The organism is Salirhabdus salicampi, from assembly GCF_024259515.1.
Taxonomy (GTDB): Bacteria; Bacillota; Bacilli; order Bacillales; family Alkalibacillaceae; genus Salirhabdus_A; species Salirhabdus_A salicampi.
Map to the genome: position 1 here is coordinate 58,049 of NZ_JANBWE010000006.1, position 14,953 is coordinate 73,001.

Consider the following 14,953-nt stretch of genomic DNA (forward strand, 5'->3'; position numbering starts at 1 on the left):
TTATCCTCTTTTCCAACGTGTACCTTGAGGCGTATCCTCTAAAATGATGTTCTTCGCTTTTAACTCATCACGAATTTCATCTGCTCGGGCAAAATCTTTGTTTTTTCTCGCTTCATAACGCTCTTGAATTAAGTTTTCAATTTCTTCGTCTTGCAAATCTCCTTGTTTTTTTCCTTCCAAGGAAATCCCTAATACCGAAGTGAGCTTTGTGAATGTCGTTAAAAAGTGATCAATAACCACTTCAGACGTATGGCTCTCATTCACATAATGGTTCGCATCCTTTACTAAATCAAACAGTACAGAAATAGCATTTGCTGTATTAAAGTCATCATTCATCTCCTGAATAAACCGTTGTTCATGTTGGTTAACTTTTTCTATCCAGCTTTCATTTCCATCCGCAAAATTCGTGCTAGCCTCTCTCCGGTGACTCAAATTATCATAAGCAGTCTTGATTCGTTCCAGCCCATTTTTCGCACTTTCTAACAATGCCTCACTGAAGTTGATTGGATTGCGATAATGAACACTTAACATAAAGAAGCGAACAACATTTGGATCATGCTGTTGAATAATGTCATGAACGAGGACAAAGTTCCCCAGGGATTTAGACATCTTTTCATTATCAATATTTATATAACCATTGTGCATCCAATAGTTTGCAAATGTTTTTCCATTTAACGACTCAGACTGGGCAATTTCATTTTCATGGTGTGGAAAAGACAAGTCTTGACCACCCGCATGTATATCAATCGTCTCACCTAAATATTTCTTTGCCATTGTTGAGCATTCTATATGCCATCCTGGACGACCTTCTCCCCACGGGCTATTCCAAGAGATTTCTCCTGGCTTTGCAGCTTTCCATAAAACGAAGTCTAGTGGGTCTTCCTTCTTTTCTCCTACTTGAATTCTTGCACCAGCTCTTAACTCATCAATGGATTGGTGAGATAATTTTCCGTAATCAGCAAAAGAACGTGTTTTAAAATAAACATCTCCTCCAGCTTCATAGGCATATCCTTTTTCTATTAAACCATCAATAAAGGCAATAATATCATCCATCGTTTCCATTACCCGCGGATGATGGACAGCTTCTTTAACACCGAATGCTTTTACATCCTCCTTGTAAGCCTTTATAAATCGGTCTGCCACTTCTGGTACTTCTTGGCCTAATTCGTTTGCTGCCTTAATAATTTTATCGTCAACATCCGTGAAATTTAAAACATATTGGACTTCATACCCTTGAAATTCAAAATAACGACGTACTGTATCAAATACGATAGCCGGCCGAGCGTTACCAATATGAATGTAATTGTACACGGTTGGCCCACATACATACATTCTCACTTTATCTTCTTCAATTGGTGTGAACGTTTCTTTCCTGCGAGTTAATGTATTATAGATTTTAATTGTCATTGTCACCGCTCCTTCTCTTTAAATCTTCTACTTGTTCACTTAATGCCTCTAACTGGTCTTCCATTACCTTTATAGCATCGGAAACCGGGTCCGGGAGGTTGTGATGGTCTAAATCTTTCTTTACTTTCACCCCATTTTGCACAACTACTTTCCCTGGAATACCAACCACCGTTGAATTATCAGGAACATCGTGCAGGACGACCGACCCGGCTCCTACTTTTGAGTTTTCACCAATCTCAATTGAACCGAGGACTTTTGCACCAGTTGCAACGAGCACATTGTCTTTCAACGTTGGATGCCGCTTCCCTTTTTCTTTCCCGGTTCCACCTAGTGTTACACCTTGAAAAATTGTAACGTCATTACCAATTTCACAAGTTTCACCAATGACGACCCCCATGCCATGATCTATAAAAAACCTTCGCCCTATCCTCGCCCCTGGATGTATTTCAATTCCAGTGAAAAAGCGACTTACTTGTGAAATACATCTTGCTAGAAAAAACAGCTTTTTATTATAACAAGCATGGGCTACTCTATGAGCCCAAATGGCGTGCAGTCCTGAATAGGTGAGCACAACTTCGAATTTACTTCGAGCAGCTGGGTCTTGGTCAAAAACAACTTGAATATCTTCCCTTATCATGTTCATTATTCTACCCATACTTGCTTCCTCCTGACCAAATGTAAAACTTCGATAATAAAAAAACGCCTCTGTATAAAATACAGAGACGCTGTTTGCGCGGTTCCACTCTGTTTAAGGGTTATTACACGTACAATAAACCCTTCAACTTTGGCTCTTGTTAACGGTAGAGACCCGCCCTTATTTACTAACATTCAACAAGGGACTCAAAGGTGCATTTCAAAGGATCTCCTTAGAATCACTTTCAGCCGGTGGTGACTCTCTCTGTATAAGGATGGCTCCCTCTACTTTTCCTTTTCATCGTTCCATATATATGAAGTTATTTACACTATATTATATTTCGTTGCCAATGTGAATTTAATTGCTTAATTTTTTTAATACATCACGCAAACGTAATGTTACGGTCTCTTTTCCTAAAAGATAAATAGCGTTTGGCAACTCCGGCCCATGTGTTTGACCGGTTGTAGCAACGCGAATCGGCATAAATAGCTTCTTTCCTTTTTGTTTCGTTTCTTTTTGGGTTGCTTTAACAGATGCTTTTATCGTATCAGGTTGGAAATCTTCTAGCTCTTCCAATTGATTTAGAAATGTCTCCAATACTTCTGATACTTGTTCTTCACTCAACACTTTCATAGAATCTTCGTTATAATCAATTTGTTGTTTAAAGAATAACTCGGTCAATTCTACAATTTCAGCTCCATAGCTTAGTTGATCCTTGTATAGTGCGATTAAATCCTCGACCCACTTTTTCTGCTCATCTGACATATCATCAGATAGTTTACCTGCTTTGATTAAGTGAGGGAGTGCTAATGTAACGGTATCTTCTACGCTAAGTTGCTTAATATACTGGTTGTTCATCCATTTTAATTTGTTTGCATCGAAAACCGCTGGTGAAGTAGCCAATCGTTCAGCGTCAAAAATGTCAATGAACTGTTCTTTCGTAAACAACTCTTCTTCTCCAACAGGAGACCAACCTAGTAACGCAATAAAGTTAAACAATGCTTCTGGTAAGTATCCGAGGTCAGCATATTGCTCAATAAATTGAATAATGCTTTCATCACGTTTACTTAATTTTTTCCGCTCTTCATTCACAATTAGTGTCATGTGACAGAAGGTTGGAACTTCCCAATCAAAGGCTTCGTAAATCATCATTTGTTTTGGCGTGTTTGAAATATGGTCCTCTCCACGTAATACGTGTGTGATTTTCATTAAGTGATCGTCTACGGCTACCGCAAAGTTATATGTTGGTGTACCGTCTTTCTTCATAATAACCCAGTCACCAAAATCATCGGATTCAAAAGAAATTTTCCCTTTGACGATATCTTGGAAAACATATGTTTTATTGGCTGGGACACGAAAACGAATACTCGGCTTACGACCATCCGCTTCAAATTTTTGTTGATCCTCTTCTGTAAGGTCCCGGTGGGCACCGGAATACTTCGGAACTTTCCCTTGTGCTTTTTGTTGTTCACGCTCTTGCTCTAGTTCCTCTTCCGTCATATAGCATTTATAAGCCAGGCCTTTTTCAAGTAGCTCATTTGCATACTTTTGATAAATATCTAAACGGTCCATTTGACGATAAGGTCCATAATCGCCACCAACATCGATACTTTCGTCCCAATCAATCCCTAACCATTTTAAATATTTCAGCTGACCAATATCTCCACCTTCTACGTTTCGCTTCTGGTCAGTATCTTCAATACGAATAATAAACTTCCCGCCTGTATTACGGGCAAATAGATAGTTAAATAATGCTGTTCTAGCATTCCCGATATGCAAATGACCAGTAGGGCTTGGTGCGTACCTTACTCTTATATTGTTCGACATGATATAATCCCCTTCCTATTGACTGCTTCATCATAAACGTATTTAATCATTATTTTAATGTTTTTCCTATGCTGTTTGCAAAAGTACTACTGCTTGAGAGGCTATCCCTTCCTTCCTCCCAGTAAAACCTAGCTTTTCCGTCGTTGTCGCCTTAATATTAATTTGGGAAACGTCTACCTCCAGGATGTTGGCCACGCTTTCTCTCATCGCTTCGATATATGGGGCCATTTTTGGCGCCTGAGCGATAATCGTGCAATCTAAATTTCCGAGGCAATAACCTTGATTAATCACCATTTGCCAAACATGCTTAAGTAATTCTTTTGAATCTGCATCTTTAAATGCAGGATCATTGTCAGGGAAATGTTTTCCGATGTCACCTTCGCCAATAGCCCCAAGGCATGCATCAGTAATCGTATGTAATAAAACGTCCGCATCAGAATGACCCAACAGCCCTTTTTCATAGGGGATATGCACACCCCCAATAATACATGGTCGTCCTTCTGCGAACTGGTGCACATCAAATCCTTGTCCAATCTTAAACATGGAGGTCTCCTCCTTTTCAATTACGGTCTGTTTATTTTCTAGTAGACGGTTTGCTTTTTCAATATCTTCCGGTGTCGTTAACTTAAAATTGCGATAGCTGCCCTCCACAATCTCTATCAAATGACCCGTTCGCTCTACCAGGGAAGTGTCATCTGTTCCGATATACCCTTCCTCCATTGCTTTCTCATGGGCACTGGTAATGACATCATATTGAAACCCTTGCGGTGTTTGTGCAGCCCACAGTTGTTTCCGGTCCAACGTTTCCATACACCCGTTCTGATCTACCTTCTTAATTGTATCCGTAACAGGTACGGCCAATAAAGCAGCACTTTTCTCTTCCACGGCAACGGCTAGTTCATTCAACTTTTCTTGTTGGACAAACGGACGTGCACCATCATGGATAAAGACGATTCCCTCAGGCCGGCATGCTTTTAATCCTTCATAAACACTTTGTTGTCGTTCTTTTCCGCCTGGAACGAAGGCAGTAACTTTTTTCACATTATATTGATGAACAATTTCCTTAATTTCACTTACCTCTATCGGATTCACGACGAGATAAATATCAGTACATTGCTCATCTTGCTCAAAAACTTGTAATGTATGTATAAGGAGCGGCTTGTCTGCTAATGATAAAAATTGTTTGTTTTTTCCTAGTTTCATCCGCTTCCCTTGCCCTGCTGCTAATACAATCGCTTGATAGTTTGGCATATTTCATCAACCTCTATTTAAAGTAAAAAGAACAAAAGTGATAACATTAATGTTATCACTTTTTACGTCTCTATTGTTATACCCTTTTTACAAAGCTTTTTCAAGTAATTTTGGTTTGGCAAAAATCATACGGCCTGCCGAAGTTTGCAACACACTCGTTACAAGTACTTCTATCGTTTTACCTATATAATTTTTCCCTTCTTCAACGACAATCATTGTACCATCGTCTAAATACGCAACACCTTGTTTTTCTTCTTTACCATCCTTAATGACATGAACGGTTAATTCCTCACCCGGAAGAACAACCGGCTTAACAGCATTGGCTAAATCGTTAATATTTAACACTTCTACGCTTTGAAACTCACAAACTTTATTTAAGTTAAAATCGTTAGTCACTAAAATCCCATCTAACCTCTTCGCAAGCTTCACAAGTTTGCTGTCTACTTCACTTATTTCCTCAAAGTCCCCTTCAAAAATCTGGACTTGTATCGATAGCTCTTTTTGCATTCGATTGAGTACGTCTAACCCCCGTCTCCCCCGATTACGTTTTAGAACGTCGGAAGAATCCGCAATATGTTGCAGTTCTTCTAATACAAACTGAGGAATAACAACCGTCCCTTCTAAAAACTTCGTTTGGCATATATCCGCTATTCGACCATCGATAATAACGCTTGTGTCTAAAATTTTCGGCCTTATGCTTAGTAATGTATCTGCATCCTCATCGTCTGCTGATTTTCGCTTATCTTTTCGGGATGCAGAGAGAAGATTAACAAATTCATTACGACGCTTAAATCCAACTTGGAACCCTAAGTATCCTAAAATAACGGTGAGAAAGATCGGAATAACTTGTGATACGAGTTGAATCTGAATGTCCTGCAACGGAATATTTACTAAAAACGCAACCAATAACCCAATAATTAATCCAATACTACCAAACATCAAATCTGCAACAGGTGCTTTTACTAATGTTTCTTCTACCCAACGCAAAAAATTCACAATATAATCTACAAGCCAAAATGTAGATAAAAATAATATAATTGCACCAATAAAAATCCCAGTGTAAGGCGATAGTAATAAGCCAGGTGTACTTTCCCACAACCCAAGTAAATCAGGCATGTATAAGTAACCGACAGTTCCACCAGCTATTACAATAAATAGTTGAATCGTCCTTTTTAACACAATGGTCACCTCCTGTCTGCTAGTATTCCCAAAAAACCCAGCAGTCATAAGCAAAATTCAATACACAATTAAAATAAATGATTTCGTGTTAAAAATTATATCACGATTCATTTTGTCAGTCAAAATTAACAAACTAGTAATTTTATCACTGTTTTTACAATGTGTCAATTTGATTACAAATTAAATGTGACGGTCAAAGAACAGTTGTTCTTGCACTCGATGGATGCCGGCTGTTATTTTATTCGCTCGAACTTCACCCACTCCATCCACCTTAACGAGTCCCTCATGGTCAGCTTGTAAAAGATTATTTAAGTTACCGAAATGGCTTACAATGGCCCCCATAATCGATTTTGGAAGACGGGGAATCTTATTTAATATTCGATACCCCCTCGGGATTACAGCCCCTTCAAAATTAATGGAAGGTGAATACCCTAACAATTTCAGCATTTGGGCGTCTTCTACAATTTTTGTACCATAATATTCCTGTAACTTATTTAATACGCTACCTTCCTCGTAATGTCCTTCCTTACAATAATCTTTAATTAATAATTCTGCTTCTTCCTCGACGTTTGAAACTAGTTCTTTTAATTGTAATTGTATCAATCTACCTTCTGTGCCCAATTCATTCACGTAACCTAATATTTCATTTTTTATACGCAATACCATCCGAACTCGATGTAAAACTTGACTTACATCGGAATAGGTAACAAGCTGCTCAAACTCTAACGCTCCTAAGTTTGTCATTGTTTGATCCAATTCATTCTTATATTTTTCTAATGTTTGAATCGCTTGGTTTGCTTTTGTTAATATAACTCCGATTTCCTTTAAAGCGTACCTTAAGTTCCCCTTATAGAGCGTTATCACATTACGTCGTTGAGATATAGCAATAACTAGGTGTCCGGTTTGCTTTGCTACCCGTTCCGCCGTTCTGTGCCGCATTCCAGTCTCTTTCGATTCAATTTTCGAATCTGGCATGAGTTGGGCATTTGCAAATAATATTTTTTCCCCTGTTTCATTTAAGATAATTGCTCCGTCCATTTTTGCCAGCTCGTATAAGTATGCTGGGGAAAAGTGCGAGTGGATATGAAAACCACCATCTAGTAAATTTTCTACTTTTTCGTTGGACCCTACGACGATTAAACCACCTGTCTTTGCTCTTAATACATTGTCAATTCCTTCTCTAAGAGGTGTTCCAGGTGCAACTAATTTTAAAATGGCCCGAATGGAGGTTTCCGGCTTACTGTCAATCTCCATTTATGAACCTCCCAACGAAATTTTTAAAGCTTCTTGCACAGATTGAACACCAATGACCTCAATTGAAGCTGGGACCGTCAATCCTGTTCTATTTTTGGATGGGATAATGGCCCGTTTAAAGCCGAGCTTTGCCGCTTCTTGGACTCGTTGTTCAATCCGGGAAACCCTTCTGACTTCACCTGTTAATCCCACTTCACCGATTAAAACATCATCAGGTTTTGTTGATTGATCACGAAAACTTGAAGCAATACTAACAGCTACCGCTAAATCGATGGCTGGTTCATCTAACTTTACTCCCCCTGCAACTTTTACATATGCATCTTGGTTTTGTAATAAAAGACCAGCCCGCTTTTCTAATACAGCCATTAAAAGCGGTACTCTGCTTTGATTTAGTCCCGTTGCCATTCTACGGGGGTTTCCGAAACTTGTCGGTGAAATTAACGCTTGGATTTCTACTAAAACAGGTCTTGTTCCTTCCATTGAGGCTACGACTGTTGAACCTGCGACACCCTCCGATCGCTCTTCCAGGAAAATTTCTGAAGGGTTTCGCACTTCTCTTAATCCTTCTTCCTTCATTTCAAAAATTCCCATTTCGTGAGTACTGCCAAAGCGGTTCTTTACGCTTCGTAAAATACGAAATGTGTGGTGCCGTTCACCTTCAAAATATAAAACAGAATCAACCATGTGCTCCAGAAGACGCGGACCCGCTATGGAACCTTCCTTTGTAACGTGACCTACAATAAAAATAGGAATCCCTTTTCCTTTTGCTATTTTCATAAGTTCGGACGTACATTCACGTACTTGAGCCACACTTCCTGGTGCAGATGTAATATCGTCATTGTATACCGTCTGAATAGAGTCAATGACAACAAAAGAAGGTTCCATATCGTTGATTGCTCCTGACACTTCTTCTAAATTCGTTTCTGCAAGGATATATAAGTTTTCGGATTTTATGGCTAGTCGATCGGCACGAAGTTTTGTTTGACGAACTGATTCCTCACCTGAGATATATAATACTTTTAACTTTTTATCAGCTAGTTGAGAGGATAATTGCAGGAGTAATGTTGACTTCCCAATCCCCGGGTCTCCGCCAATAAGAACTAATGAGCCTGGGACGATACCCCCTCCGAGCACACGGTTTAACTCAGGCATTTCTGAAAGTACACGAGGTTCTTTTGTTGTCGTTATGCTCGTTATTGCTTCTGGTTTACTATGTTTATTTTGGGTGCCAGTTTGAAAGGAACGGGAACCTTTTTTAGGTTCTTTCTCTTCAACCATTGTATTCCACTCTTGGCAGGCAGGACATTTTCCCATCCATTTAGCAGATTCATAACCACATTCCTGACATACATATTTTATTTTGTTTTTTGCCATAATATCCCCCTATTCCGCACATCCGTTAGAAAGACGCACACCGAAATTCCCTGATATACTATATTTTATAATACTTTTCCCTTATTTGAAAAAAATGAAAAACCGGAAGGAAGCCTTCCGGTTTTCAACTCTTTATCCACTTGTCACAAAAAATTCCCCTTCATCATTTACATCAATTGTTACATGTTTTCCTTTTTCAACTACCCCTCTTAGCAGTTCTTCGGATAGTAGGTCTTCGATATTTTTCTGGATGGATCGGCGCAACGGTCTTGCACCATATTCCAGATCATGTCCTTCATTTGTGATTTTGTCAATTGCTTTCTCTGTTAATGTAAATTCAATACCTTGTTCTTTTAAGCGGCTTTGTAATTGATTTACCATTAACGTAACAATTTCTTTCAAGTGCTTCTCTTCAAGGGAATGGAACACAATGGTTTCATCGATACGATTTAGGAATTCTGGACGAAACGCTTTTTTTAACTCTTCCATCACTTTTGATTTCATATTTTTATGATCTTGTTCGTCATCACCTAAGTTAAAGCCAACATATTTATTGCGACGTAATTCATGAGCACCTACGTTGGAAGTCATGATTAACACAGTATTTCTAAAATCAACTGTTCGCCCTTTCGAGTCTGTTAGTCGTCCATCTTCTAGTACTTGAAGTAATATATTAAATACTTCTGGGTGTGCTTTCTCAATTTCATCTAACAGGACTACAGAATACGGTTTACGTCTAACCTTCTCTGTTAATTGACCACCTTCATCATACCCTACATATCCAGGAGGTGAGCCAACAAGGCGAGATGTTGCATGTTTCTCCATATATTCAGACATATCAATGCGAATCATTGCATCCTCTTCACCAAACATAGATTCTGCAAGCGCTCTTGCTAATTCTGTTTTCCCTACCCCAGTTGGCCCTAGAAAGATGAATGAACCAATTGGGCGTTTTGGGTCCTTCAATCCAGCACGAGCTCTACGTATTGCACGAGATACGGCTTTGACTGCTTCTCCCTGACCAATTACCCGGTCATGAAGCACCTCCTCTAGATTTAGCAAACGCTCACTTTCATCACGGGCTAATTTGGAGACAGGAATTCCAGTCCAAGTTGCAACTACACTTGCGATATCCTCTGGTGTCACTTCGGAATTTTCTGTGCCTTGCTTTTCTTTCCACTCATTTTTTGTCTTTTCAAGCTGCTCACGCAATCTTTGCTCATTATCTCGTAGTGATGCAGCCTTTTCAAATTCTTGACTTTGGACTGCAGCATCTTTTTCTTTGCGAACTTCTTCTAGTTTTTGTTCAAGTTCTTTTAAGTTTGGTGGGGCAGTATATGATTTTAATCGAACTTTCGATCCTGCCTCATCAACTAAATCAATCGCTTTATCTGGTAAGAAGCGGTCAGTGATATAGCGATCAGATAGATTTACTGCCGCCTCAATTGCTTCATCTGTAATGGTTACACGGTGATGGGCTTCATAGCGGTCTCTTAATCCTTGTAAAATTTGAACAGATTCTTCTTTCGTTGGTTCATCGACTTGGATTGGTTGGAAACGTCTTTCTAGTGCTGCGTCCTTTTCGATGTATTTTCGGTATTCATCTAAAGTTGTTGCACCAATACACTGCAGTTCGCCTCTTGCTAAAGCTGGTTTTAGTATATTAGAAGCATCAATGGCTCCTTCTGCACCACCAGCACCAATCAAGGTGTGAAGCTCATCTATGAATAGGATAATGTTTCCCGCCTGGCGAATCTCTTCCATCACCTTTTTCAAACGATCCTCAAATTCACCACGGTATTTCGTACCAGCTACAACAGTTCCCATATCAAGTGTCATCACTCGTTTATCCCTAAGAATCTCTGGCACTTCATTACTTACAATTTGTTGTGCAAGCCCTTCTGCAATTGCTGTTTTCCCTACACCGGGTTCCCCTATTAACACAGGATTATTTTTCGTACGACGACTTAACACTTGGATAACTCGCTCGATTTCTTTACTTCTACCAATAACTGGATCAATATTACCTTCCCGAGCAATAGCTGTTAAGTCACGGGCTAATGAATCTAATGTCGGCGTGTTCGCACTTGAGGACTGTCTACCACCTCTAGGGCTGGATGTAGATTCATTACTACCGAGTAGCTGTAATACTTGCTGTCTAGCCTTATTTAAACTAACGCCTAAATTATTTAATACCCTAGCTGCTACTCCTTCGCCTTCCCGAATTAAACCAAGGAGAATATGCTCCGTACCTACATATGAATGACCTAATTTTCTTGCTTCATCCATGGATAGCTCTATTACTTTTTTGGCGCGCGGAGTATAGTGAATAGTTTGGGAAGTTTGCTCCCCTTTCCCAATAAGTTGCTCTACTTCTTGTTGAATCTTATCAGATGCCACGTTTAGTGAGGATAATGCTTTTGCAGCAATTCCTTCACCTTCTTTTACAAGGCCTAACAAAATATGTTCTGTTCCAATGTTATTGTGACCTAGTCTTACTGCTTCTTCTTGTGCTAATGCTAATACTTTTTGTGCTCTCTCTGTAAATCGTCCAAACATCATTGAGCCATCCTCCTTACGATTGTTCTAAATTTAATCTTTCGCGAATCAATGTTGCTCTTCGTACGTCACGTTCATCAGGTGTTAAAGTTTTCTTTGCATATTGCTGTAAAAAACCTGGTTGTGTTAATATCATTAACTCATTCAAGATTGTTTTCGGTATATGCTGAATTAAGCCTAAATCTATGCCTAATCGAACATCAGACAAACATTTTGATGCTTCTTTTGATTGAATAATACGACTATTGGTTAATACACCATATGAACGGAAAATCTTATCTTCTAATTGAATCCCTGAGTTGTTCATCACTCTTTTTCGAGCGTTACGTTCTTGTTCAGTAAGTTGTTGAACAACACTTTTTAAATCCTCGACAATATCTTTTTCAGACTTACCTAATGTGATTTGATTAGAAATTTGAAAAATGTTTCCTAATGCTTCTGAACCTTCCCCATAAATACCTCTAACAACTAAACCTAATTGGTTAATAGCTGGTATAATTCGATTCATCTGTTGCGTCATAACTAATGCGGGGAGGTGCATCATGACTGAAGCTCGAAGGCCTGTTCCTACGTTGGTAGGGCAACTCGTTAGATAACCCCTTTTTTCATCAAAGGCATACGTAATTTTTTCTTCTAGCCAATCATCTAGCTTTGAAGCTTGGTCTAGTGCCTCATCTAGTTGAAAACCCGGGTAATATAACTGGATTCGAATATGATCTTCTTCATTAATCATGATTGATACCTGTTCATTTTGGGATATTAAAGCTGCACCTGATTCGGTGTTATCCACTAAATTTGGACTAACTAGGTGCTTCTCTACTAATACCCTTTTTTGGATGTTTTCTAAACTAGACATCGGAACGATTTCAAAACTTTTATATTTACCAAAGGATTGCTTTTCAAACTGTTGCTGAAAAAATTCTAAAATTTTATTTAACGACCCTCGTGAAGCACTAATTGGAAATGGTACTTGATCAAAATTTCTAGCTAATCTAATTCGACTGCTTAATACGATATCACTATCAGGGCCTTCTTCCTTCATCCACGGACTTATTGCCTCATTAATAAATTGTTGCAATGACATTACGAATCACCGTCCTTGTCATTACGTAACTTTTGTTCTAATGTGCGGATTTCATCCCTAACTTTGGCTGCCTGCTCAAATTCTTCCTTTTCAATAAGAGACTGAAGTTTTACTTTATATTGCTCAATTTGCTTTCGGATATGGATGTCTCCACCTATCCTTTTCGGTATTTTCCCATCGTGCTTAGTATTACCACTATGGACCCTTCGCAATATTGGGTTTAAACGTTCATTGAACGTTTTATAGCAGTTGGCACATCCGAATTTTCCGGTAGAGGTAAATTGTTCATATGTCATACCACATTTTTCACACTTCAATTGATCTACAGCTGTAGAAAACGTATTAGGATGCCCACCTGCAAAGGAACTTGAATCAAAATTAAACAGACCTGACAATAAGTTATGAATGGAAAAGTTACTGTCACCATTATCCATATATCCTTTGTCTTGGGCACAGTATTGGCAAAGGTGTACTTCCGTCTTCTCTCCGTTCACCACTTGTGTAAGGTGAACAGTAGCGGGCCGTTTGTTACACTCTTGGCATTCCATTGGTACATCCCCCTTTATTGCCTATATTTTAAACACGCCAACATTGCCGTTAATATCTTAGATCTTAATTCATCCCTTAATGGCAATGGCAACGTTAAAACTTCACGGCTTAATGCACTTAACATTAGCTTTGCTTCCTGTTTATTCACTAATTGTTCCTCGATTAACCGATCGACAATGTGGAATGATGCTTGTTGGGATACTTTAGGTTTTGCCAACTGAATCATGTCATCCAGTAATTTTGCTTTCTCCTGTGGTTTTACTCGAATAATGCGTATATATCCTCCCCCACCTCTTTTACTTTCTACAATATATCCCTTTTCCAAGGTGAAGCGAGTTTTTATTACATAATTGATTTGAGAAGGCACGCATTGAAAACGATCTGCAAGTTCACTTCGTTTCACTTCAATTACGTTTTGTTGACTGGAATTTATAACATCTTTTAAGTAGGCTTCGATAATGTCAGATATGTTCCGCATGTTCCTCCACCTTACCTTCATTTTGACTTTGACTATCTTTGACTATACTTATATTATATCCAGAATGAAGGAAATTGCAAACAATTCGTTTATGAATTTACCCTTTATTTAACATCATATCCTACTTTAAATAGAAAAAACCTCTCCGCGTAATTTTGTCTAGCACAGAGAGGTTTTTCGTAACGAGGATGCTACCGTTACAATTTTGAAATGGATTGTACACCATCAATCTTTGTTAATTCATTTAATAATTTGCCATAATGAATATTTTGTTCCGGTTCCATTTCAATAATAACGGTTCGTTCACTAGGACTATTTTTCTCAATCTCCATCTTACTTATCGACCAGTTATGTTCATTAAAAATTGTGATAACTTCTTCTACTTTTTCTTGTGAATTAATAATTAAGCGAACAACGTTTTTATGACGATCTTTGCGAAAAAAACGGTCAAAATGGTTTAAGAAAATGAGGCTTAAAAGTACAACAATAGTTGTTAATACAGCTGGAGCATACATTCCTGCACCAACAATCAGCCCTAACCCTGCAACTGTCCATATCGAAGCAGCAGTAGTTAAACCTTTTATTGTTACACCATGCACCATTATAGTACCTGCCCCTAAAAAGCCAATTCCACTTATAACGTAAGATGGAATTCGGGCAGGGTCAAACCGAATGTTTGGATGTTTATCAATATATTGATCAAAGCCATATAACGACAAAAGCATCATGAGACAAGCACCTATACCAACAAGAATATGGGTACGGAAACCTGCTGAATGGTTTTTAAGCTCGCGTTCAAACCCTATTACACCAGAGAGTATAGCGGCAATTGTGAGACGAAGCATCATGATATCAAAATCTTCACCGAACCATTGTACAACTTGATTGCCTACCCCATTCGGTTGTCCTCCTTTTTCTATATATACTGAATATCATATGTCATTTTCTAACTATTTTATGTTTCATTTTCATAATCTTTAGCACTCTTTTTATGTAATTAGCCGTTGTTAGTATATCCTTTATTAAAATAAAAAAGCCGAGAAGTATAAAATACTTCTCGGCTTTTGCCCGGCAGCGTCCTACTCTCGCAGGGGAAGAACCCCAACTACCATCGGCGCTGGAGAGCTTAACTTCTGTGTTCGGAATGGGAACAGGTGTGACCTCTCCGCCATCGCCACCGGACTTACAGGATATTTCATCCTTATTAAGGTTTGCTATTATAATGAAAAACACCTTCAAAACTAGATAAGAAGAAAATTCGCATTGATGAACTTGCGTTCATTTTAGATAAAGTTAAGTCCTCGATCGATTAGTATCCGTCAGCTCCACATGTCACCATGCTTCCACCTCGGACCTA

The 14,953-nt window shown here is 38.7% G+C and carries 12 protein-coding genes, 1 rRNA gene and 1 other annotated feature; all 13 genes read right to left on the bottom strand.

The annotated features are described in order from the left end of the window. The 13 genes from cysS to rrf all read right to left on the bottom strand — a co-directional run bounded on the left by cysS (position 1) and on the right by rrf (position 14,778). Complete coding sequence (cysS, locus tag NLW78_RS14605) at positions 1 to 1,407, bottom strand: cysteine--tRNA ligase (protein ID WP_254497899.1); 1,407 nt, start codon at positions 1,405 to 1,407, stop codon at positions 1 to 3. Further along, a complete protein-coding gene (cysE, locus tag NLW78_RS14610) occupies positions 1,397 to 2,044 on the bottom strand; it encodes a serine O-acetyltransferase (RefSeq protein WP_254497912.1) in 648 nt (215 codons plus the stop codon). The genes cysS and cysE overlap by 11 nt, the downstream gene beginning before the upstream one ends. Before the next feature lie 78 nt (positions 2,045 to 2,122). Beyond that, positions 2,123 to 2,351 (bottom strand) — a binding site (T-box leader). A 47-nt stretch (positions 2,352 to 2,398) separates the two neighbouring features. Beyond that, the gene (gene gltX, locus NLW78_RS14615) at positions 2,399 to 3,868 is read right to left on the bottom strand and encodes a glutamate--tRNA ligase (protein ID WP_254497900.1); all 1,470 of its coding nucleotides are present in this window, start codon (positions 3,866 to 3,868) and stop codon (positions 2,399 to 2,401) included. A gap of 66 nt (positions 3,869 to 3,934) precedes the next feature. Further along, positions 3,935 to 5,119, bottom strand: a complete 1,185-nt coding sequence (locus NLW78_RS14620) for a bifunctional 2-C-methyl-D-erythritol 4-phosphate cytidylyltransferase/2-C-methyl-D-erythritol 2,4-cyclodiphosphate synthase (RefSeq protein WP_302328584.1) — start codon at positions 5,117 to 5,119, stop codon at positions 3,935 to 3,937. 87 nt (positions 5,120 to 5,206) lie between these two features. Continuing rightward, positions 5,207 to 6,298, bottom strand: a complete 1,092-nt coding sequence (locus NLW78_RS14625) for a PIN/TRAM domain-containing protein (protein ID WP_254497901.1) — start codon at positions 6,296 to 6,298, stop codon at positions 5,207 to 5,209. 180 nt (positions 6,299 to 6,478) lie between these two features. Then, positions 6,479 to 7,552, bottom strand: coding sequence for a DNA integrity scanning diadenylate cyclase DisA (disA, locus tag NLW78_RS14630; RefSeq protein WP_254497902.1), 1,074 nt, complete (start codon positions 7,550 to 7,552; stop codon positions 6,479 to 6,481). Beyond that, positions 7,553 to 8,926, bottom strand: coding sequence for a DNA repair protein RadA (gene radA / locus NLW78_RS14635; protein WP_254497903.1), 1,374 nt, complete (start codon positions 8,924 to 8,926; stop codon positions 7,553 to 7,555). Positions 8,927 to 9,058: 132 nt separating this feature from the next. Then, the gene (gene clpC / locus NLW78_RS14640; RefSeq protein WP_254497904.1) at positions 9,059 to 11,488 is read right to left on the bottom strand and encodes an ATP-dependent protease ATP-binding subunit ClpC; all 2,430 of its coding nucleotides are present in this window, start codon (positions 11,486 to 11,488) and stop codon (positions 9,059 to 9,061) included. A 13-nt stretch (positions 11,489 to 11,501) separates the two neighbouring features. Beyond that, the gene (gene mcsB, locus NLW78_RS14645; protein WP_254497905.1) at positions 11,502 to 12,569 is read right to left on the bottom strand and encodes a protein-arginine kinase McsB; all 1,068 of its coding nucleotides are present in this window, start codon (positions 12,567 to 12,569) and stop codon (positions 11,502 to 11,504) included. Further along, entirely contained in the window at positions 12,569 to 13,117 is a 549-nt protein-coding gene (gene mcsA / locus NLW78_RS14650; RefSeq protein ID WP_254497906.1) for a protein-arginine kinase activator protein McsA, read from the bottom strand. The genes mcsB and mcsA overlap by 1 nt, the downstream gene beginning before the upstream one ends. Positions 13,118 to 13,131: 14 nt before the next feature. Continuing rightward, positions 13,132 to 13,596, bottom strand: a complete 465-nt coding sequence (locus tag NLW78_RS14655) for a CtsR family transcriptional regulator (protein WP_254497907.1) — start codon at positions 13,594 to 13,596, stop codon at positions 13,132 to 13,134. 197 nt (positions 13,597 to 13,793) lie between these two features. Continuing rightward, on the bottom strand, positions 13,794 to 14,444 hold the full coding sequence (locus NLW78_RS14660) for an MgtC/SapB family protein (RefSeq protein WP_254497908.1): 651 nt from the start codon (positions 14,442 to 14,444) through the stop codon (positions 13,794 to 13,796). Positions 14,445 to 14,662: 218 nt separating this feature from the next. Beyond that, a 5S ribosomal RNA gene (rrf, locus tag NLW78_RS14665) occupies positions 14,663 to 14,778 on the bottom strand. Positions 14,779 to 14,953: the final 175 nt, after the last annotated feature.